Genomic DNA, 20,122 nt, shown 5'->3' with positions numbered 1-20,122 from the left:
GGATAAGCTATGAAGAAAAATATTTTATTCATTTCGCCGACTGGAACCTTGGATAATGGGGCAGAGATTTCTATTTTCCATCTGATGAAGTATTTGGTTCAAGATGGCTATCACGTTATCAATGCGATACCAGATTATCATGTCCAAGCCCAGCAAGACTATATTTCTACTCTTGCAAAAGAAGGAATTAGGACCATTGCTTTGCCATCGGTTAAATGGTGGTGGGAGGATGCACCAGGTGGTCTTCCTGGAACTCATGAAGAGAGGGTAAATTCTTACCAAGAAAATATTGCTGCGCTGAGAAAGATAATAGTAGATAGCCATATTGACTTGGTCATTACAAATACAGTTAATATGTTTCAAGGAGCGGTAGCAGCAGCTTGTGAAAATATTCCGCATTTCTGGCTGATTCATGAATTTCCTGAAGGAGAATTTGGCTATTATAAAGAGAAAATTGGTGTTATAGACTCTTTAGCAGATGAGATATTCACTGTTACAGGAAACCTTCAAAAATCGCTATCTTTTCTCTTGCCTCAGCGTGAAATTAAATCGTTTATTTCGCATAATGAAGTCGTATCAATAAAACTAAAACAAGGAAGCAAGAAAAGATTTGTTTCTGTTGGTCGAGTAAATGATAATAAAAATCAGATTGAACTGATTCAAGCTTATCAAAATTTAGAAAATGCTTCGGATTATGAGCTTGTATTTATTGGTGGTTGGGATGAAACTTATAAAAAGAAATGTGATGATTATATCCAAGAGAACCGATTAACCAATATTTTCTTTTTGGGGCACAAAGATAATCCTTGGGAAGAGTTAACATCAGAAGATATCTGTGTTTTTACTTCCAAAATTGAAACTTTTGGTTTAGTATACATAGAGGCTATTTTAAATGGGATTCCAACGATTATATCAGATAATCAAGGATATATGACGGCCTACAATTTATTTGAAGTCGGTACTATTTACCAATTAGGAAATATTGAACAGTTGACGAGTATTTTGCAAGATTCTATAAAAAACTTCTCACAGCAAAAAGACTTTGTTGTAAAACAAAGAGAGAGGATTCAAAATGTTTATCGAATAGAAAACAACTATGCTGAGTTGTTAAGTGCAATAACAGAGGATAATGTGAGAAATAAGAAATTATTGTATTATTTTAATAGTCTATTTGAATTCAAAAAAGTATCTGAAAGAAAAATTACCCACCTATTTAAAAAAATTATAAGAAGAATTATAAAATAGTGAATATTATTAAGAGACAGTAAATGGTAAAAAGAAATGACATTTACTGTTTCTTTCTTTACAATACAAATCACTAAGAAAATGATATAATAGACTAGATTGTAAATCTTTGAATAGAGGAAAAGCATGAGACATGTCTTCATCATCGGGAGTCGCGGACTTCCTGCTAAATATGGCGGCTTTGAAACTTTTGTTGAAAAATTAGTAGAAAATAAGGTTTCTTCCCAAATCCAGTATCATGTAGCTTGTTTGTCGGATGATGAAGCTTCTCATCATTTCGATTACAAGGGAGTAGATTGCTTCACCGTTAAGGTTCCTAAATTTGGGCCGGCTCGGGTTATTGCCTATGATATGATGGCCATCCATTATTCTTTAAAGCTAGTGCAAGAGCAACAGATTGAGCGTCCAATTTTTTATATTTTGGGTAATACGATCGGAGCTTTTGTGGCACCTTTTGCGCATAAAATTCATAAAGCAGGCGGGACTTTCTTTATTAATCCAGATGGTCTTGAATGGAAGCGGGCTAAGTGGCCTAAGCCGGTTCAAGCCTATCTTAAATATTCTGAGAAGCTTATGACCAAGCATGCTGATCTGGTCATTGCGGACAACGAAGGCATTGAAAGTTATATAAAACAATCCTATCCTTGGTCCAAGACAGCTTTCATTGCTTATGGGACAGACCTCCAGTTATCTTCTCTTGACTCTCAGGATGCTCGCGTGCGTGATTTTTTTGAGAAATGGCAGAGCAGAGAAAAGGAATATTATCTGATTGTTGGACGTTTTGTGCCAGAAAACAACTACGAGACCATCATTCGGGAATTTATAAAATCCAAAACCCAACGTGACTTGCTGATTATTTGCAATCATGAGGGAAATCCTTATTATGAAGAGCTTAAGCAAAAAACGGGTTTTGACAAGGACTCTCGGATTAAGTTTGTCGGGACTGTTTATGATCAGGAATTGCTCAAATACATCCGCAATCAAGCTTTTGCCTACTTGCATGGACACGAAGTCGGTGGAACTAATCCCGGGCTTCTGGAAGCACTGGCTCAGACTGATGCCAATTTGGTTTTGGATGTGGACTTCAATCATCAAGTAGCCCAAGAAACAGCTCTGTATTGGCAAAAAGAAGAGGGGCAGTTGGCTCAGCTGATTGACCGAGTAGATGCTCAAACAGCCTTTTCTGAGCTAGGTCAGGCGGCCAAAGAAAATATGAAAGAAAACTACACCTGGGAAAAAATTGTAGGTGAATACGAGGAGCTATTTTTATCATGAAAGTGACTATTCTGCTGTCTACCTATAATGGTGAGCAGTTTTTGGCAGAACAGATTGAAAGTATTCAAGCCCAAACTTATAGGGATTGGCAGCTCTTGATTCGAGATGACGGATCTAGTGATGGGACGCGAGCGATTATTGAGGATTTTTGCCAACAGGACGACCGTATCTTCTTTATCAATCCAGAAGAACCTCAAAATTTGGGCGTCATTAAGAGTTTTCATAGCTTGCTTAAATATCAGGATTCGGATGTTTACTTTTTTAGTGATCAGGATGATGTCTGGTTGCCAGATAAGTTGGCGATTCAGTTAGCAGCAGCAGAAAACTATGATGCTTCCGTACCTTTGTTGGTTTATATGGATTTAAAAGTGGTGGATCAGGAGCTAAATATTGTTCATGAAAGTATGATTCGAACGCAGTCTGACCATGCCAATACAAAATTGATTCAGGAACTGACGGAAAATACGGTGACAGGTGGTGTTTCGATGATTAACCGTGCTCTGGCTGATTTGTGGACAGGGCAGGAGGAGCATGAATTGCTCATGCACGATTGGTATCTGGGTTTGTTGGCTTCGGCTTTTGGGCAACTCGTTTATCTGGATCAGCCAGGTGAGCTCTATCGCCAACATTCCAATAATGTGTTGGGAGCCCGAACCTTACGCAAGCGGATGAAGAACTGGATTCATCCTAGCCGTCTATTTGCTAAATATTGGAAATTGATAAAAGACAGTCAGACTCAAGCTCGCAACCTTCTCAGTCAGACTCTGACAACTGAAAATAGAGAAATTATTGAACATTTTGTGACAATCATGGAGGCCCCTTTTGCAGAGCGACTGCGACGGATTCGAAAGTATGGCTACAGAAAAAATCGTGCCTTTCATACTTTGGTTTTTACGACGCTCATTCTCACAAAATTTGCTTATAAGGAGTAATATGCATGCTAGATTATTTTAGCCAAAAAAATTGGATTCTCTTGAGGGAACTGGTTAAAACAGATTTCAAATTGCGTTATCAAGGCAGTTTCATTGGGCATTTGTGGTCGATTTTAAAACCCTTAATGCTTTTTACCATTATGTATCTTGTTTTCGTTCGTTTCCTGCGTTTTGATGACGGAACACCTCATTATGCAGTATCGCTTCTCCTAGGGATGGTGACGTGGAACTTTTTCTCAGAAGCAACCAATATGGGCATGATGTCCATTGTTGCGCGAGGGGACTTACTACGAAAACTGAATTTTTCTAAATCAATTATCGTTTTTTCAGCTATCACTGGTGCAGCAATCAACTATGCTATCAATTTAATGGTCGTTTTTGCTTTTGCACTGATTAATGGCGTATCAATCACCCTAGGGTGGCTAGTTATTATCCCGCTTTTTCTGGAATTAGTTTTGATTTCAGCTGGTTTTGCCTTTATGTTGGCGACACTTTTTGTCAAATATCGTGATATTGGGCCCATTTGGGAAGTAGTGCTGCAGGCAGGCTTGTATGCGACACCGATTATTTATTCACTGACTTTTATTCTGAAGGGTGGGCATGTTTTGGTCGCTAAGCTGATGATGCTTAATCCAATGGCTCAGATTATTCAAGATCTTCGTCATTTTATCGTTTTCTCAGGCAGTACTCGGGGCTGGGATTTGATGGATCATTACTGGATTGCTCTGATTCCTTATTTATTGCCAGTAGTGATATTTGGGCTTGGATATTATATCTTTAATAAAAATGCTAAGAGATTTGCGGAGATTCTATAATGTCAAATAATATTGCAGTAAAAGTTGACCATGTCAGTAAGTTTTTTAAACTGCCAACAGAGTCAACACAAAGTTTAAGAACGAGCCTAGTCAACCGTTTTCGAGGTATCAAGGGTTACAAAGAGCAGAACGTTCTTAAGGATATTTCCTTTGAAGTGGAAAAGGGAGATTTTTATGGAATTGTTGGCCGTAATGGTTCTGGCAAATCAACTCTTCTGAAAATCATTTCAGAGATTTATATTCCCGAAAAGGGAACAGTGACCATTGATGGCAAGCTAGTTTCCTTTATCGAGCTGGGTGTCGGCTTTAATCCAGAGCTGACGGGCTGCGAAAATGTCTATATGAATGGTGCCATGCTGGGCTTCTCAACTGAAGAAGTAGATGCCATGTATGACGACATCGTTGAATTTGCTGAGCTGGGTGAGTTTATGAATCAAAAACTCAAAAATTATTCTAGCGGGATGCAGGTTCGCTTGGCCTTTTCAGTTGCGATCAAGGCACAGGGAGACATTCTAATTTTGGATGAGGTTCTGGCTGTTGGGGATGAAGCTTTTCAGCGCAAGTGTAATGATTATTTCATGGAACGGAAGCATTCGGGAAAGACAACTATTTTAGTAACTCACGACATGAATGCTGTTAAAAAGTATTGTAATAAAGCTGTTTTGATTGAAAATGGTTTAGTCAAAGTTGTCGGAAATCCAGATGATGTAGCTAACCAATACAGTTTAGACAATGCAAGTGACACCAAAGCCATGAACGAAGATTTTGTCGCTGAAACGGAATCTGTTGCAGTTTCTGATTTAGAGGTTCGTCTATTAAGCTCTCCTCAGACAGCACCAACTGAAGAAATTGCATTTGAAATTAGCTATCAAGTCAATCAAGATATACCAACCTACATAGCCTTTTCACTGACTGATATCGACCGTACCATTTGGCTGTATAATGATAATTCAATGGATAATTTGACAGAAGGAACAGGCAAGAAGACATTTAAATACAAATGCCATCTTTCTCAAATCAATCATGCAAAATTGAAATTGCAGGTTTCTGTGCGTGATGAAGAGAATCAGATTTTAGCCTTTGCAGATTCTAAGAATACCCCGGTCCTTATTATCAGCCGACGGGATATTGAAGATGACGATATCTCTGCAAAAGACTCAGCAACGGGATTGATTCAGCGTAATGGGGTCTGGGAAATCTCTCAATAAAATGATAAGGTGTTTTCATGCAACGAATATTACTCTATGTTCATTTTAATAAATATAAGCGCGTGAGTAATCATGTCTTCTACCAATTAGAACAGCTAACGCCCCTGTTTTCCAAAATCCTTTTTATTTCAAATAGTCATATCGAAGAAGCAACTAAGAAAAAGTTGTACGACGAATTTGGGATAAGCAATTTGCTGGAGCGGGACAATCAAGGCTATGATTTCGCGGCTTGGCGGGATGGAATGAGCGCCGTAGGTTTTGAAGAGCTCAAAAACTACGACTCTCTGACTCTGATGAATGATACTTGTTTTGGTCCACTCCGGGAGTTGGAGCCTATTTATAAGCGTTTTGAGGCGGATGCTCAGGTTGATTTTTGGGGCATGACCAACTTTCGAAAAACAAAGTATTTTGAAGAACATCTGCAGAGCTATTTTGTTACCTTTAAGCAGCAGATATTGAGGGCAATTTCTTTTCAAGAATTTTGGACAAAAGTAAAAGATTTTACTGATGTTCAAGATGTGATTGACCACTACGAGACGAAATTCACCCAATATTTTACAGAGGCAGGCTTTAGCTATCAAGCTTTATTTGATACTCGTCTAGAAGAAGCAACAGATTTAATCCATCCAGATTTTACTTATTATAAGCCTTTTACTATTCTTGAGAAAAAGGTTCCCTTTTTGAAAGTGAAAGCTATCAGTGGCAATCCTTTTTCTGCGAGGTATCTGCTGGAAGAAATCAAAGAGAGAACCTCTTATCCTGTTTCTTTAATTTCTGAGCATATATTTGAATATATTGGTCCAGATGTCCCCTGCCTTTTGCAGGATAAGCAGCTTGCGAAAGATGATAAGAATGACTCGCCAGAAAAGCCGGTAGCGCTTCATATTCATGTGACAGACCTTCAAGTCTTCGACCAATTTAAAGAAAAATGGGAAGTTCTTCCTCTACAATACCAATTTGTGGTGACGACAGCTGACGAAGAAATCTTTGATCAGATTTTGGAAACTGTATCAGACCGTTATCAAGTTCTTCTAGGCAAAGAAGAAAATTCTATGCAGGCGATGCTTGAACAGAGCGACTTATTACAGAAATTTGCTTTCGTTGGGCATATTTCTACTGTAAATTTAGTAGATAGAATACCTCAGCTTGATAATGCGATGCGTAGAGAACTGATGGATATAATGTTTGAAAATGCCAATGCTAGTATTAAAGCATTGGAACGAGATGGTAAGCTTGGTCTCGTTATCCCAGATCTTCCAAGTTTAGTCAGATATGGCTTGTTTGAGCAAAAAACATATCGGAAAGAAATGGCTACAATTTGGCAGGAGCTCCATTGCCAGAAAACTTTTGATTTTGAACAATATCCTGTTTTTACTAGGGTGTATGGAGGCTTTCTTTGGTTTAAGCCTTCTGCTCTGATTAGACTTTTTCAAAACGACTACCAGTTATCAGCTCAAACTGAACCTCAAGTTTTAGAAAGTTTGTTAGTTTATTTGGCTTGGGAACAGGACTATGATTTTAAAATCATGTCTGGAACCCCATTGACTTCTGTATTAGATTTACAAAGAGAAACAGAGCGATTAAACCAGCAGAAAGGACAACTGGCTCATAAGAGCCTAGCAAAAAAAGTTAGAAGGTATTTATCGAATCTTTTTAAAAGTTAGATAATAGTTTCTGTAGAAAGAATAATGAAATTTTTAGTCAATTATTATAAGCAGATTTCCTATTTGCTTATCAGTTTTTTAGTTTTGGATACCATAGCTGTTGCGACTTTATTCTTATTTCAAGTAAATAAGGGTTTAGATAATTATGCCAGCCTCGGTTTGGTTTTTCTCGTTTTAATAGCGGTTTTATTTGGTGTAGGTCAGATTATTGCCCAACTGCTAAATCGAAAATTATTAGTCTGGTCTTTTCTCGTTTATGGAATCTACACCCTGTTTTCTTATTTGCTGACGGTGACGCAGCATGTGAATGATTTTGATTTTAAAGCAGAGAATGTTTTCAGTAATCACTTTGTAGAAGTTAACGGTTTACCTTACTTGCTGCTAATATTTTTATTTGCTTATCTCATTAACCGCTTTTCTTCTCTACAAAAATATCATTCCCGAAGCTTTCTAACTGTTGATGAATTTAATATCGGTTTTCTAGAGATACTTTTCTTGTCCCAATCTTTTCTTCTCTTATCGCTAACAGATAGTAAGATGACCGCTATTTTTCAGCAACAGAGTTTGTTGATGAATTATCTTTCAGATAGCGGCTTTAAAATTTCTCAGGATTCGATTTTTAAGTTAATTGGTTTTATTATTTTACTCTTTTTCTTATTTTCGATTCCTAGCTTTTTAGCGGTAAAGGGTTTGATAGATATTTCGAGAAATAAAGGAAGCCTTTCAGTCGCAGTCTTAAGTAGCGCAGCTTTTTCTATTATCTTTAACTACACTATCCAAAATAGTATTCGAGCGGATGTTTCTGTGTTAGAACTTCATTTATTTACTGGGGCAAGTCTCTTTCAGATAGCAGTCTTTTTTGCACTATTTATTTTTATCTATCTTGCTTTTAATCAAATTTTTCTACCCACAATTATCATATTGGCGATAGGTGTTAGTTCAACAATTGCCAGCAGCTTGAAATTTCAATATCGACAAGAGCCAATTTTGCCAAGTGATATTAGTTGGCTAAAAGATCCGAAGCTCTTATTTGATTTTCTAGGTGGTAATTATGGAATCTATGCGATTGCTAGTGTGGTAGCTATTGGTCTTTTCTATTGGTTTTTCCGTAGGAAAATTTTACCTGGAAAAATAATCGCCATGGTAAAAATTCAACTTATTTCACTAGTTATTCCTATTGTTTTTTTCTTAGGTGTTTTACAGATATTCTCTTCGAAAGAGAATGGCAAAGTTGCCGATAATATTCCAGTTGTGTCCATTTTGAATAATTATCATGATTTGACTTGGTTTGGTAATACAGTTAATTCGCAAATGAAGTCGGTTTCTTTTGTTTGGTTTACTCAATTATCTGATAAGCCTATGATTCAGCCGGCGGGATATTCTAAAGAAAGAATTCAAGAATTGGAAAAGAAATATGGGGCACTAGCTGATTCTATCAATCAGGAACGTAAGCAGAAAATAGAAGAACAGACAGTCATTTATGTTCTTAGTGAGAGCTTTTCTGATCCAGCACGGATTTCTGGTGTATCTATGTCGCAAAATCCGATTCCAAATATTCAGAAAATCATGTCTAAGACTACCAGTGGGTTGATGCAATCAGATGGCTATGGTGGTGGAACTGCGAATATGGAATTCCAAACGCTGACCGGTTTACCGTTTTATAACCTATCACCCTCTGTCTCTGTCATTTATACAGAAGTTGTACCAAAGATGAACAAGCTTCCGGCAATCAGTGATTCCTATTCTTCTCAAAATCGTACAGTGATTCATTTAGCTTCACCAAGTAATTATTCCAGAAATATCATATACAAAGATCTGGGATATGATACCTTTATTCATTATGGAACTCAAGGATTACAGGGAGATCATATTGGTGGAAACTATAGTGATAGAACGACCTATAATCAAGTTCTAGACCGTCTCAAAACAGACCAAAGTCAATTTTTCTCAGTTATGACGATGCAAAATCACATGCCTTGGACGGAAGTTAATCCGATTTACATGTCTGCTAGTTACTCAGGTTTCACGGAGGCAGGAAATAAATCCTTATCCAGCTATGTAAGGATGCTCTACCACACAGACAATGCGACCAAGGAGTTTCTAGATAAGCTTTCTAAAATTGATAAAAAGATAACAGTAGTCTTTTATGGAGATCACTTGCCAGGTCTGTATCCTCAGTCAGCTTTTAAGGATCATCCTGAAAATCAATATTTGACAGATTACTTTATCTGGAGCAATTATGAGACACCTAAGTTGAACTATCCTTTAGTCAATTCTAGTGATTTTTCAGCCTTGCTACTTGAGCAGACCAATTCGAAAGTATCTCCTTACTACGCTTTATTGACGGAGGTTCTCCATAAAGCCAGTGTGGACAAGAAAGCACTGGATTCATCCGCTCAGGAAATTGCAGATGATTTGAAATTGATCGAGTATGATATGGTTGGTGGAAAAGGATATCTTTCGAAGGATTTCTTTGCTGTACCAGCAAAATAAAAAATAGAATAGGTTTACCAATTCTATTTTTTATTATTTTATGCTAAACTAGTAGTAAGGGGGGTGAAGATATGATAAAGATTTTTGGGAAAGTCCGCTATCATTGGCAACCAGAAATGTCGGTGTTGGTGATTTATTGGTCTTTGTCTGTCATTCCGATTTTTATAGGACTGGCCTTGATGTACGAAAGCTCCAGTGTTCCGACTCTTGTCCTCTTTTCATTCTTTTTATTCATGGTCTTACTGGCTATCGGTGTGCATAGATATTTCACGATTTATGATGACGGTATTTTGCGCATTATTACGGCAAATCCTTTCACGCCAATCAAGATTGATATTTCAACTATTGAGAAGCTAGAGGTAACAAAGACGTCTATCACCCTTCATTTTACAGGGAAGAGTCGTAGCAGGACCTTCTGTATGCGGAAGTGGCCAAAAAAATATTTTGTCAATGCCCTAGCTTTAAATGAGCATTTTAAAGGCGAAGTGGAATTAGTAGACAATCTGACTCTTCTAGACTATTTCGAGGTCTACTATGGTGACCAATCTAAGAAAAATTAGTCTTTTAGCAGAGCTCGGGTTGGACAGTTTTTAATAGCCTCGAGAATCTCAGGCTGACTCTCAACCTCTTTCTCTAAGAGCTGGTCGTCTTGATAAAATTTGACAATGCCATTATCGTGATAATCAAAAAGATCTGAGTAGGTCTGGCAGAGTCCGCAAGCAATGCAACGTTCGGGAATGAGTGTAACTTTCATACTCATATTGTAATAAGATTTTTAGAAAAACTCAAGGAGGAAGTCATGGAAAAAGAACCATGGGAAGCAGATGTATATGATAATGGAGCAGAGAAATTGAATCGCAGAAAGAAAAGTCAGGCGAGTAAAGTTGATCGCTGGCTGACCATATTAGCAGCTATTTTTCTAGTGATGGTCATTGCTATGGCACTCTTTTTCGCCTATCTATCTACTGGTGGAAGTGATAAAAAGACCGTTATGGATGGGTTTTATGGTACTTCTAATGCAGCTGCATCTTCAAGTAGCAGCGCGGAACAACCAGCTCCATCAGAACAACCAAGTGAATCAGAAGAAAAGCCAACTCAGTCTTCAGAAGGTACCTTGACTGTTCAGCCTGGTGAAGGAGAAGCTGCGATTGCAGCGCGTGCAGGTATCTCTATTGCAAAATTGGAGCAATTAAATCCGTCGCACATGTCTACTGGTTCTTGGTATGCCAACCCAGGTGATATTGTTAAGATTCAGTAGGAGCGGGTTATGAAACAGATTCAGATTGCGATTGATGGACCTGCGTCAAGTGGGAAATCCACTGTTGCAAAGATTATTGCCAAAGATTTTAATTATACCTATTTGGATACGGGTGCCATGTACCGTGCAGCCACTTACCTAGCTTTACAAAATCATTTGACTGAAAATTATGTAGATGAGATCGTAGCTTTGCTCGAGACTTATTCGATTAGTTTTGGTCGTTCTGAAAATGGTGAGCAGCTAGTGTTTGTAGGAGATGTTGATGTCACTCATCCGATTCGAGAAAATGAAGTAACCAATAATGCGTCGTGGGTATCAGCTATCCCGGAAGTGCGTGAAAAATTGGTTCATTTGCAGCAGTTGATTGCTGCACAAGGTGGTATCGTCATGGATGGACGTGATATTGGAACGGTCGTTTTGCCAGATGCAGAATTGAAGATTTTTCTAGTTGCTTCAGTTGAGGAAAGAGCAGAACGCCGCTACAAAGAAAATCTTGAAAAAGGGATTCCGGCTGATTTGGAAACTCTTAAAAAAGAAATAGCGGAGCGGGACTACAAGGACAGTCATCGTGAAGTATCACCTTTGAAACCAGCGGCTGACTCCATTCATTTTGATACGACAGGCATTGGAATCACAGAAGTTGTCAAATTTATTGAAGAAAAAGCAAAAAAAATTATTGACAAATAAAAAGAAACTTGATATGATAGTGGAGTTGAGAAAAGCAGAAGTGAGAACTTCTCGCCTTGCGACTAACGTTGTCTGGCTCTACAGGATTCAGTTTCAGTGATGAAATACTATCATGTAGTGCGGGTTTGCGTTAGCAGGTCCGCACTTGTTTTTCTCTAAAAATAAAAAAAGAGGTGAAAACCATAGCAAAACAAGACTTATTCATCAATGATGAAATTCGTGTGCGTGAAGTTCGGTTGATCGGTCTTGACGGCGAACAATTAGGTATTAAACCGCTTAGCGAAGCGCAATCTCTTGCGGATGAAGCAAATGTCGATTTAGTCCTGATTCAGCCACAAGCTAAACCACCTGTTGCGAAAATTATGGACTATGGTAAGTTCAAGTTTGAGTACCAGAAAAAGCAGAAAGAACAACGTAAAAAACAAAGCGTTGTTACTGTGAAAGAAGTACGTCTCAGTCCTACCATTGATAAGGGGGATTTTGATACAAAACTTCGTAACGCACGCAAGTTCCTTGAAAAAGGAAATAAAGTTAAGGTATCCATTCGCTTTAAAGGCCGGATGATTACCCACAAAGAAATCGGGGCTAAGGTCTTGGCAGACTTTGCTGAAGCAACTCAAGATGTTGCAATCATTGAGCAAAAGCCTAAGATGGATGGGCGTCAAATGTTCATGCAAATGGCACCGATTAGTGACAAAAAATAAACTGTCAAAAAGTTAGAAAAAGGAGATTTTATCATGCCAAAACAAAAAACACACCGCGCATCAGCTAAACGTTTCAAACGTACAGGTTCTGGTGGCTTGAAGCGTTTCCGTGCTTACACTTCTCACCGTTTCCACGGAAAAACTAAGAAACAACGTCGTCATCTTCGTAAAGCATCTATGGTGCATGCTGGAGATTTCAAACGTATCAAAGCAATGCTTACAGGTCTTAAATAAGAGATTTTGTAACAATTATCTAGGAAATATTGGAGGAAATAAAACATGGCACGTGTTAAAGGTGGCGTTGTATCACGCAAACGTCGTAAACGTATTTTAAAATTAGCTAAAGGTTACTATGGAGCAAAACACATCTTGTTCCGTACTGCAAAAGAGCAAGTAATGAACTCTTACTACTATGCATACCGTGACCGTCGTCAGAAAAAACGTGACTTCCGTAAATTGTGGATCACTCGTATCAATGCGGCAGCTCGTTTGAACGGACTTTCATACTCACAATTGATGCATGGTTTGAAATTGGCTGAGATCGAAGTGAACCGTAAAATGCTTGCTGACTTGGCTGTTAACGATGCAGCAGCTTTCACAGCTCTTGCAGATGCAGCTAAGGCTAAACTTGCTAAATAAGAATACAAAAAGTTGAAACATCGTTTCAACTTTTTTCTTGTCAGGATGACAATCGCCAAGTGTTTTAGTATAATATAGTGAGAATGAATGGAGGACTGAATGATGATGTCAAATCGGCTAGCTTGGGATGAATACTTTGCAGCACAGGCACTTTTGATTGCCAACCGTTCGACCTGTAAGCGCGCCAAGGTCGGAGTGGTCTTAGTCAAGGATAATAAGGTCATATCGACCGGCTACAATGGCTCTGTTTCAGGAACAGAGCACTGTATTGATCATGAATGTTTGGTCATCGACGGTCATTGCGTGCGAACCTTGCATGCAGAGGTCAATGCTATCTTGCAGGGAGCTGAGAGAGGCGTTTCTAAGGGATTTACGGCTTATGTGACTCATTTTCCCTGTTTAAACTGTACCAAGCAACTTCTTCAGGTCGGCTGTAAGCGGGTAGTCTACATCAACCAATATCGAATTGATGACTATGCTCAGTATCTCTACAAGGAGAAAGAGGTGGAATTGGTTCATCTGCCACTAGAAGATGTGAAAGAGGCCATTGCTCAGACGGAATTGGTATAGTTTGTTTGAAATGTTTAGCACTAATAATCCACTTGAGTAGAACAAATCTAAATGATAAAGTTATAGTTTTGAACTATAGCTTTTCTTTTGAAAATGATTCAGCATAATTCTAAAAATCATGATATAATGGAGAGGTTATATAGTCCCGATAAGATGGTAGGAAACTTCTATCAGTACTTTGTAACTCGCAAACAATGACGGCTCCAAAGTTACTCGTCATTCAACGGTTGCAGCTATGCAGCGGTCACCCTATGCGCCTTACTAGCTTCAGAAATAAAGGCATCGTTTTTATTTCTTTCGCGTCGTAACTCGTGTGCGAGATGATTTGCAATCATTTTGGAGTTTGTTTACTTGTTTAATATTTTTTAAGGGGGGACATTTCTATGTCAGAACGTAAACTTTTCACGTCTGAATCTGTATCGGAGGGACATCCCGATAAGATTGCAGACCAAATTTCCGATGCTATTTTGGATGCTATTTTAGCTCAGGATCCAGAGGCTCATGTGGCAGCTGAAACTGCTGTTTATACAGGCTCCGTTCATGTTTTTGGAGAAATTTCGACTACTGCCTATGTAGATATCAATCGGGTGGTTCGTGATACCATCGCAGAGATTGGCTACACCAATACAGAGTATGGCTTTTCTGCAGAGACAGTAGGCGTCCATCCATCTTTGGTGGAGCAGTCGCCAGATATTGCCCAAGGGGTCAATGAAGCATTTGAGGTTCGAGGAAATGCTCAAAAAGATCCGTTGGATTTGATTGGGGCTGGTGACCAAGGCCTTATGTTTGGTTTTGCGGTGGATGAAACACCAGAGCTCATGCCATTGCCTATTTCTCTCAGTCACAAACTGGTGCGTCGTTTGGCAGAACTGCGCAAATCAGGTGAATTGTCTTATCTGCGACCAGATGCCAAGTCTCAGGTTACGGTCGAATACGATGAAAATGATCGCCCAATTCGTGTAGATACGGTAGTTATTTCTACTCAGCATGATCCTGAAGTCAGCAATGAACAGATTCATCAGGATGTTATCCAAAAGGTGATTGCTCAGGTGATTCCAAGTGGATACTTGGATGGTCAGACCAAGGTCTTTATCAATCCTACTGGCCGCTTTGTTATCGGTGGCCCGCAAGGAGACTCTGGCTTGACAGGACGTAAGATTATTGTGGATACCTATGGTGGCTATTCTCGCCACGGCGGTGGTGCCTTCTCTGGTAAGGATGCAACCAAGGTCGATCGCTCTGCATCTTACGCGGCTCGTTATATCGCTAAAAATATCGTAGCTGCTGGTTTGGCTAAGAAAGTAGAAGTGCAGTTGGCCTATGCTATTGGGGTAGCTCAGCCTGTTTCAGTCCGCATTGATACTTTTGGAACCGGCGTAGTTTCTGAAAGCAGACTTCAGAACGCTGTCCGCCAACTCTTTGATTTGCGTCCAGCAGGTATTATCCAAATGTTGGATTTGAAACGACCAATCTATCGCCAAACAGCTGCTTATGGTCATATGGGTCGAACAGATATCGATCTTCCTTGGGAACGCACAGACAAGGTAGCTGCGCTCCAAGCGGCTTTGCAATAGAATAGTAGCCCTCGGTTTAAACTGAGGGCTTTTTTGTCTAGGAAAATGGATAAAACTATGATATAATAAAGAGTAATACCGTGAAAGAGCTAATTTTAAAACATGAAAAAAATTGTAATTAATGGTGGTCGCCCTTTAAAAGGAGAGGTGACTATTAATGGTGCCAAAAATAGTGTTGTGGCCCTTATCCCAGCTATTATTTTAGCTGATAATGTTGTTACTTTAGATGGTGTGCCGGCGATTTCGGATGTTGATAGCCTCATCGAAATCATGGAAATCATGGGAGCGACTATCAAACGGTCTGGAGATTGCCTAGAGGTTGATCCTAGAAATATCAAGAATATGCCGATGCCATCTGGTAAAATCAATAGTCTACGAGCGTCTTACTATTTCTATGGAAGTTTGCTAGGGCGTTTTGGAGAAGCGACAGTTGGGCTTCCTGGAGGCTGTGACCTTGGTCCTCGTCCGATTGATCTCCATCTCAAGGCTTTTGAAGCGATGGGCGCTCACATGACCATGGAAGGCAATTATATGAAATTGTCAACGGGTGGCAAACGCTTGGCTGGAGCTAGTATTTACATGGATACTGTTAGTGTAGGTGCCACAATTAATACGATGTTGGCAGCAGTCAAGGCTGAGGGGCGTACGGTGATTGAAAATGCGGCGCGTGAGCCAGAAATCATCGATGTAGCTACGCTACTTAACAATATGGGAGCTCATATTCGTGGGGCTGGGACTGATATTATCACGATTGAAGGTGTAGACAGCCTTCATGGAACGCGCCATCAGGTTATTCCAGATCGGATTGAGGCTGGGACCTATATTTCTTTGGCGGCAGCAATTGGACAAGGTGTCCAGATCAATAATGTCCTTTATGAACATTTGGAAAGTTTCATTGCGAAGCTAGAGGAAATGGGTGTGCGCATGACCATTTCAGAGGATAGCATCTTTGTAGAAGGGCAGAAGGATTTAAAAGCTATTAACATCAAGACTTCGCCTTATCCTGGCTTTGCTACGGATTTGCAGCAGCCGATCACTCCGCTCTTGCTGACAGCTCATGGCCATGGAAAAATCGTTGATACCATCTATGAGAAACGGGTTAACCATGTCGCTGAATTAGCAAAAATGACTGGTAAAATCTCAACCGCTAGCAATCAAATCGTCTATGAAGGACCAAATCAGCTGCAAGGTGCTTCTGTGAAAGCAACGGATTTGCGTGCAGGTGCAGCATTGGTGATTGCTGGTCTGATGGCACAAGGCCGAACAGAGATTACCAATATTGAATTTATTTTACGCGGTTATTCCAATATTATTGAAAAATTAAGAAGTCTGGGTGCTGACATCCAGCTCATCGAAGAATAAGCGTTCATCGCTTATTTTTTATAGAGGAAGCCTATGAATTTGTGGACACAGTTAGCAGCTTTTTCTTTTATTGAAACAGAGCATTCGTTTTTACGCCCGATTCTTTTTGGAGATGCAGAATCCCTTTATAAAATTGCTTCTAATCCGGATAATACCGAATTTATCTTTCCGACTGAAAGTAGCTTGCAGGAAAGTGAATATGTCATCGCCAATTATTTTATGAAAAATCCCTTGGGAATCTGGGCAATTTGTGATAAGGAAACGAATGAAATGATTGGTTCCATTAAATTTGAAAAAATGGACGAAATAAAAAAAGAAGCTGAACTAGGATATTTTTTGAGGAAAGACTACTGGGGACAGGGCTTGATGACCGAAGTTGTCCGCGAATTGATTTTTCTTTCCTTTACGAAATTCGACTTTAAGCGTCTAACAATCATCACGCATGAAGAGAATATTGCCAGTCAAAAAGTTGCACTGAAAGCTGGTTTTAAGCTCTTCCGCCAGTTTAAGGGGAGCGATCGCTACACGAGAAAGATGAGAGATTACACCGAATATCGCTACGAAAAAGGAGATTTCAATGAGTAAACACCAGGAAATTTTAGCTTATCTTGAAAATCTTCCAATTGGCAAGCGGGTCAGCGTTCGGAGTATTTCAAATTACTTGGGTGTCAGCGACGGAACAGCCTACCGAGCGATAAAGGAAGCTGAAAATAGAGGAATTGTCGAAACCAGACCCAGAAGTGGGACTGTCCGCGTGAAGTCGAAAAAAGTTGTTTTAGAGCATCTGACCTACAAGGAAATTGCGGATATTACTGGTTCAGAGGTGCTTGCCGGCGAAAAGGGACTGGAAAAAGAATTTAACAAGTTCTCCATCGGAGCTATGACCGAGCAAAATATCCTACGTTACTTAAACGAAGGCGGCCTACTTATTGTCGGGGATCGGACGCAGATTCAGATCTTGGCTCTTGAGAATGAGAATGCTGTGCTAGTAACGGGAGGATTTGAAGTTGACCCAGAGGTTTTAAAATTGGCCAATCGTATTGAAATTCCCGTACTAAGAACCAAGCACGATACCTATACCGTGGCGACCATGATTAACCGCGCCCTGTCCAATATCCAGATTAAAACTGATATTTTGACAGTAGAACAGGTTTATAGGGCTAGTCACGAATATGGTTTCTTGCATGATACAGATACAGTTCGTGACTATCTGGACTTGGTTCGTCGTAATCGCACCAGTCGTTTTCCAGTCGTCAATCAGCATCAAATGCTGGTTGGTGTCGTGACGATGCGGGATGCGGGAGATAAGTCTCCTTTGACTACCTTGGATAAGGTTATGACTCGCAAGATCTTCATGACTGGACTGTCGGCGAATATTGCCAATATCAGTCAGCGCATGATTGCAGAGGATTTTGAAATGATTCCGGTGGTACGTAGTAATCAGACTCTCCTTGGAGTGATTACACGTCGGGATATTATGGAAAAAATGAGCCGTTCTCAGATTTCTAGTCTACCGACTTTCAGTGAGCAGGTGGGCCAGAAGCTTCATCGCCAAGAGGATATTTTTTCTTTCACTGTCGAGCCTTTCATGCTGGAGCAAAATAGAGTCTTGGCTAATGGCGTCTTGACGGAAATTATCACTCGGATTACGCAGCAGTTGATGACGAGGAATAGCCAGAGCTTAATCGTTGATCAGATGATGATTCATTTCTTTCAGGCTGTTCAGATTGATGATGTCCTGCAGATTCGGCCACGGATTATTCATCAAACACGACGAACAGCAGTGATTGACTATGATATCTACTTAGATTCGCTATTCGTTGCCAAAGCAACGATTACTGTAAAAATTACTTAGTAAAGAGGTTAATAATGATTACTATAAAATCACAACGTGAAATTGATTTAATGGACAAGAGCGGAGATTTCTTAGCTTCTGTTCATATCGGCTTGAGAGATTTGATCAAGCCAGGTATTGACATGTGGGACATCGAAGAATATGTCCGCAAGCGCTGTAAAGAAGCTAATGCCTTGCCCCTTCAGATTGGCGTAGAGGGCAGCATCATGGATTATCCTTATGCGACTTGTTGTTCTCTCAATGATGAGGTGGCCCATGCCTTTCCTCGCCATCAAGAATTGGTAGAAGGCGATATCATCTGTGTGGACATGGTTGTTGGCTTGGTCGACAAGGCTGAATTGGATGTATCTAAGCTGGACTTTAACAACGTAGAGCAGATGAAGCAATATACAGAAAGCTTCCGTGGCGGTGTCGCAGATTCTTGCTGGGCTTATGCAGTGGGTCAGATTAGTCCAGAAGCGCAGCAACTCATGGATGTGACCAAGGAATGTCTCTACCGAGGAATTGCAGCTGCAAAAGTTGGCAATCGCATTGGAGATATTGGTGCAGCCATTCAAGAATACGCTGAAAGTCATGGATACGGAGTAGTTCGTGATTTGGTTGGTCACGGTGTTGGTCCAACCATGCATGAGGAGCCAATGGTGCCGCATTATGGCCGTGCGGGACGTGGCCTGCGTTTGCGGGAGGGAATGGTTCTGACCGTTGAGCCAATGATCAATACAGGTACTTGGGAAATTGACACAGACTTTGAGACCGGTTGGGCGCATAAAACCCTAGATGGCGGTCTTTCTTGCCAATATGAGCACCAATTTGTCATTACAAAAGATGGTCCTGTGATTCTAACCAGCCAGGGCGAAGAAGGAACTTATTAAGTATAGAGGGCTGGGCTTGTCCCAGTCTTTTTGAATAGGAGAGAGATGTGACAGGATTCATCAAAAAGATAAGAGAAAATGAATTTCTCAGAGCTTTTTTCCATTTTTATCAGGCGTCGGAGGCAGATATTACTAGTATTGCTGTGGCCTACTATTTTCTGATTTCGATTTTTCCCTTGCTATTGATTGCGGCAAATATTCTGCCCTATTTTCAAATCCAGCCAGATGAACTCTTGGTTGCGCTAAAAGACTTACTGCCAGAGTCATTGTATCTGACGATCGCCAAAGTTGTCCGCGATGTGCTGACCAAGCCATCGACAGGTTTGCTGAGTATTTCTATCCTGTCTGCCCTGTGGACTTTTTCCCAGAGTATGACTTTTCTGCAAAAGGCTTTTAACAAATGCTATGGTACGAAGCAAGGGCGGGGGCTTATCTGGGAGCGCATCTTTGCTTTTATCATGAGTCTAGGCTTGCAAGTCCTATTAGGCTTGTCGCTCGTTTTGACCATATTCGGTCGAATGCTGGTTGGGATTCTTTATAATTTCTGGCAGTTTGACCGTGGCCTCTACCAGCAGTTGCTGACCATGACAGAGCCTACGATTTATCTGATGCTCTTTCTTTCGCTGATTCTGCTTTATTTTTCTTTACCCAATGTGAAGATTCCTAAAATCCGCTATGTGCTACCGGGTGCGACCTTGGTTCTTGTTATCATTTATAGTCTCATGAACCTTTTTACTGTTTATATTGAAGCTTACCTGGATCGCTTTTTAGATGTGCGTTTTGTCGGCTCAGTGGTGGTTGTGATTATCATGTTTTGGTTTATCCTGATTGCCAAGGTGCTGATCATCGGGGCCGTTCTCAATGCAAGCATCCAAAGTCGTTTCGTATCGCACTTTGAAAGCCGTAGTGGTGAGCTTATTCTGAGATTTGATGACGAAGGACCAAAGGATAAGGATGCAGATGTCTAAT

At 40.1% G+C, this 20,122-nt stretch carries 21 protein-coding genes and 1 other annotated feature; of the genes, 20 read left to right on the top strand and 1 reads right to left on the bottom strand.

Annotated features, from left to right (window positions below; all coding sequences use genetic code 11):
• Positions 1-9 precede the first annotated feature (9 nt).
• From D8797_RS03595 to D8797_RS03560, 8 genes are all read left to right on the top strand, one after another.
• The gene (locus tag D8797_RS03595) at positions 10-1,245 is read left to right on the top strand and encodes a glycosyltransferase family 4 protein (RefSeq protein WP_125379298.1); all 1,236 of its coding nucleotides are present in this window, start codon (positions 10-12) and stop codon (positions 1,243-1,245) included.
• A 126-nt stretch (positions 1,246-1,371) separates the two neighbouring features.
• Positions 1,372-2,520 (top strand): beta 1-4 rhamnosyltransferase Cps2T, encoded by a 1,149-nt coding sequence (cps2T, locus tag D8797_RS03590; protein WP_125379297.1) that lies wholly within the window; start codon positions 1,372-1,374, stop codon positions 2,518-2,520.
• Positions 2,517-3,452: a glycosyltransferase family 2 protein gene (locus D8797_RS03585; RefSeq protein WP_125379296.1), complete on the top strand. Its 936-nt coding sequence runs from the start codon at positions 2,517-2,519 to the stop codon at positions 3,450-3,452. Before cps2T ends, D8797_RS03585 begins: the two co-directional genes overlap by 4 nt.
• Before the next feature lie 5 nt (positions 3,453-3,457).
• Positions 3,458-4,267: an ABC transporter permease gene (locus D8797_RS03580; protein ID WP_045499479.1), complete on the top strand. Its 810-nt coding sequence runs from the start codon at positions 3,458-3,460 to the stop codon at positions 4,265-4,267.
• A complete protein-coding gene (locus tag D8797_RS03575) occupies positions 4,267-5,475 on the top strand; it encodes an ABC transporter ATP-binding protein (protein ID WP_125379295.1) in 1,209 nt (402 codons plus the stop codon). The genes D8797_RS03580 and D8797_RS03575 overlap by 1 nt, the downstream gene beginning before the upstream one ends.
• 17 nt (positions 5,476-5,492) lie before the next feature.
• Complete coding sequence (locus D8797_RS03570) at positions 5,493-7,139, top strand: rhamnan synthesis F family protein (protein WP_125379294.1); 1,647 nt, start codon at positions 5,493-5,495, stop codon at positions 7,137-7,139.
• Positions 7,140-7,163: 24 nt separating this feature from the next.
• Positions 7,164-9,632, top strand: coding sequence for an LTA synthase family protein (locus tag D8797_RS03565; protein ID WP_125379293.1), 2,469 nt, complete (start codon positions 7,164-7,166; stop codon positions 9,630-9,632).
• Between the two features lie 71 nt (positions 9,633-9,703).
• Positions 9,704-10,192: an EbsA family protein gene (locus D8797_RS03560; RefSeq protein WP_045499491.1), complete on the top strand. Its 489-nt coding sequence runs from the start codon at positions 9,704-9,706 to the stop codon at positions 10,190-10,192.
• Here the strand turns inward: D8797_RS03560 and D8797_RS03555 are convergent.
• Entirely contained in the window at positions 10,189-10,386 is a 198-nt protein-coding gene (locus D8797_RS03555) for a ferredoxin (RefSeq protein ID WP_306452468.1), read from the bottom strand. The two genes, D8797_RS03560 and D8797_RS03555, sit on opposite strands and share 4 nt — an antisense overlap.
• Positions 10,387-10,431: 45 nt before the next feature.
• Here D8797_RS03555 and D8797_RS03550 point away from each other — a divergent pair, with 45 nt between their 5' ends.
• The 12 genes from D8797_RS03550 (at position 10,432) to D8797_RS03490 (ending at position 20,121) form a co-directional block, all read left to right on the top strand.
• A complete protein-coding gene (locus D8797_RS03550) occupies positions 10,432-10,890 on the top strand; it encodes an SAG1386/EF1546 family surface-associated protein (protein ID WP_125379292.1) in 459 nt (152 codons plus the stop codon).
• 9 nt (positions 10,891-10,899) lie between these two features.
• The gene (gene cmk / locus D8797_RS03545) at positions 10,900-11,577 is read left to right on the top strand and encodes a (d)CMP kinase (protein ID WP_125379291.1); all 678 of its coding nucleotides are present in this window, start codon (positions 10,900-10,902) and stop codon (positions 11,575-11,577) included.
• A gap of 26 nt (positions 11,578-11,603) precedes the next feature.
• Positions 11,604-11,734: a sequence feature (ribosomal protein L20 leader region), on the top strand.
• Between the two features lie 16 nt (positions 11,735-11,750).
• On the top strand, positions 11,751-12,281 hold the full coding sequence (infC, locus tag D8797_RS03540) for a translation initiation factor IF-3 (protein WP_015604487.1): 531 nt from the start codon (positions 11,751-11,753) through the stop codon (positions 12,279-12,281).
• A 33-nt stretch (positions 12,282-12,314) separates the two neighbouring features.
• Entirely contained in the window at positions 12,315-12,515 is a 201-nt protein-coding gene (gene rpmI, locus D8797_RS03535) for a 50S ribosomal protein L35 (RefSeq protein WP_005590589.1), read from the top strand.
• A 45-nt stretch (positions 12,516-12,560) separates the two neighbouring features.
• Entirely contained in the window at positions 12,561-12,920 is a 360-nt protein-coding gene (gene rplT / locus D8797_RS03530) for a 50S ribosomal protein L20 (RefSeq protein ID WP_005590588.1), read from the top strand.
• 102 nt (positions 12,921-13,022) lie between these two features.
• A complete protein-coding gene (locus D8797_RS03525) occupies positions 13,023-13,490 on the top strand; it encodes a deoxycytidylate deaminase (protein ID WP_125379413.1) in 468 nt (155 codons plus the stop codon).
• Between the two features lie 383 nt (positions 13,491-13,873).
• Positions 13,874-15,064 (top strand): methionine adenosyltransferase, encoded by a 1,191-nt coding sequence (gene metK, locus D8797_RS03515; RefSeq protein WP_125379290.1) that lies wholly within the window; start codon positions 13,874-13,876, stop codon positions 15,062-15,064.
• Positions 15,065-15,166: 102 nt separating this feature from the next.
• On the top strand, positions 15,167-16,426 hold the full coding sequence (murA, locus tag D8797_RS03510) for a UDP-N-acetylglucosamine 1-carboxyvinyltransferase (protein WP_125379289.1): 1,260 nt from the start codon (positions 15,167-15,169) through the stop codon (positions 16,424-16,426).
• Between the two features lie 33 nt (positions 16,427-16,459).
• Positions 16,460-17,011 (top strand): GNAT family N-acetyltransferase, encoded by a 552-nt coding sequence (locus D8797_RS03505; RefSeq protein WP_125379288.1) that lies wholly within the window; start codon positions 16,460-16,462, stop codon positions 17,009-17,011.
• On the top strand, positions 17,004-18,281 hold the full coding sequence (gene spxR, locus D8797_RS03500) for a CBS-HotDog domain-containing transcription factor SpxR (RefSeq protein ID WP_125379287.1): 1,278 nt from the start codon (positions 17,004-17,006) through the stop codon (positions 18,279-18,281). Before D8797_RS03505 ends, spxR begins: the two co-directional genes overlap by 8 nt.
• A 14-nt stretch (positions 18,282-18,295) precedes the next feature.
• Positions 18,296-19,153 (top strand): methionyl aminopeptidase, encoded by an 858-nt coding sequence (locus tag D8797_RS03495; protein WP_125379286.1) that lies wholly within the window; start codon positions 18,296-18,298, stop codon positions 19,151-19,153.
• A gap of 47 nt (positions 19,154-19,200) precedes the next feature.
• Positions 19,201-20,121 carry a YihY/virulence factor BrkB family protein gene (locus tag D8797_RS03490; protein ID WP_125379285.1) on the top strand — a complete coding sequence of 307 codons (921 nt, stop codon included), beginning with the start codon at positions 19,201-19,203 and terminating at the stop codon, positions 20,119-20,121.
• The last annotated feature ends 1 nt before the right edge of the window (position 20,122 follow it).

The sequence above is a fragment of the Streptococcus cristatus genome (assembly GCF_003944225.1).
GTDB lineage: Bacteria > Bacillota > Bacilli > Lactobacillales > Streptococcaceae > Streptococcus > Streptococcus cristatus_K.
This window is presented reverse-complemented; position numbering and strand designations above follow the sequence as displayed.

What these genes read in the sequence shown, in the direction of transcription:
- D8797_RS03560 (WP_045499491.1), top strand. Translation starts at nt 9,704, where the DNA reads ATGATAAAGATTTTTGGGAAAGTCCGCTATCATTGGCAACCAGAAATG.
- cps2T (WP_125379297.1), top strand. Translation starts at nt 1,372, where the DNA reads ATGAGACATGTCTTCATCATCGGGAGTCGCGGACTTCCTGCTAAATAT.
- spxR (WP_125379287.1), top strand. Translation starts at nt 17,004, where the DNA reads ATGAGTAAACACCAGGAAATTTTAGCTTATCTTGAAAATCTTCCAATT.
- D8797_RS03555 (WP_306452468.1), bottom strand. Translation starts at nt 10,386, where the DNA reads ATGAAAGTTACACTCATTCCCGAACGTTGCATTGCTTGCGGACTCTGC.
- rplT (WP_005590588.1), top strand. Translation starts at nt 12,561, where the DNA reads ATGGCACGTGTTAAAGGTGGCGTTGTATCACGCAAACGTCGTAAACGT.
- D8797_RS03595 (WP_125379298.1), top strand. Translation starts at nt 10, where the DNA reads ATGAAGAAAAATATTTTATTCATTTCGCCGACTGGAACCTTGGATAAT.
- D8797_RS03575 (WP_125379295.1), top strand. Translation starts at nt 4,267, where the DNA reads ATGTCAAATAATATTGCAGTAAAAGTTGACCATGTCAGTAAGTTTTTT.
- D8797_RS03565 (WP_125379293.1), top strand. Translation starts at nt 7,164, where the DNA reads ATGAAATTTTTAGTCAATTATTATAAGCAGATTTCCTATTTGCTTATC.
- D8797_RS03525 (WP_125379413.1), top strand. Translation starts at nt 13,023, where the DNA reads ATGATGTCAAATCGGCTAGCTTGGGATGAATACTTTGCAGCACAGGCA.
- D8797_RS03570 (WP_125379294.1), top strand. Translation starts at nt 5,493, where the DNA reads ATGCAACGAATATTACTCTATGTTCATTTTAATAAATATAAGCGCGTG.
- metK (WP_125379290.1), top strand. Translation starts at nt 13,874, where the DNA reads ATGTCAGAACGTAAACTTTTCACGTCTGAATCTGTATCGGAGGGACAT.
- rpmI (WP_005590589.1), top strand. Translation starts at nt 12,315, where the DNA reads ATGCCAAAACAAAAAACACACCGCGCATCAGCTAAACGTTTCAAACGT.
- D8797_RS03550 (WP_125379292.1), top strand. Translation starts at nt 10,432, where the DNA reads ATGGAAAAAGAACCATGGGAAGCAGATGTATATGATAATGGAGCAGAG.
- cmk (WP_125379291.1), top strand. Translation starts at nt 10,900, where the DNA reads ATGAAACAGATTCAGATTGCGATTGATGGACCTGCGTCAAGTGGGAAA.
- murA (WP_125379289.1), top strand. Translation starts at nt 15,167, where the DNA reads ATGAAAAAAATTGTAATTAATGGTGGTCGCCCTTTAAAAGGAGAGGTG.
- D8797_RS03495 (WP_125379286.1), top strand. Translation starts at nt 18,296, where the DNA reads ATGATTACTATAAAATCACAACGTGAAATTGATTTAATGGACAAGAGC.
- D8797_RS03585 (WP_125379296.1), top strand. Translation starts at nt 2,517, where the DNA reads ATGAAAGTGACTATTCTGCTGTCTACCTATAATGGTGAGCAGTTTTTG.
- D8797_RS03580 (WP_045499479.1), top strand. Translation starts at nt 3,458, where the DNA reads ATGCTAGATTATTTTAGCCAAAAAAATTGGATTCTCTTGAGGGAACTG.
- D8797_RS03505 (WP_125379288.1), top strand. Translation starts at nt 16,460, where the DNA reads ATGAATTTGTGGACACAGTTAGCAGCTTTTTCTTTTATTGAAACAGAG.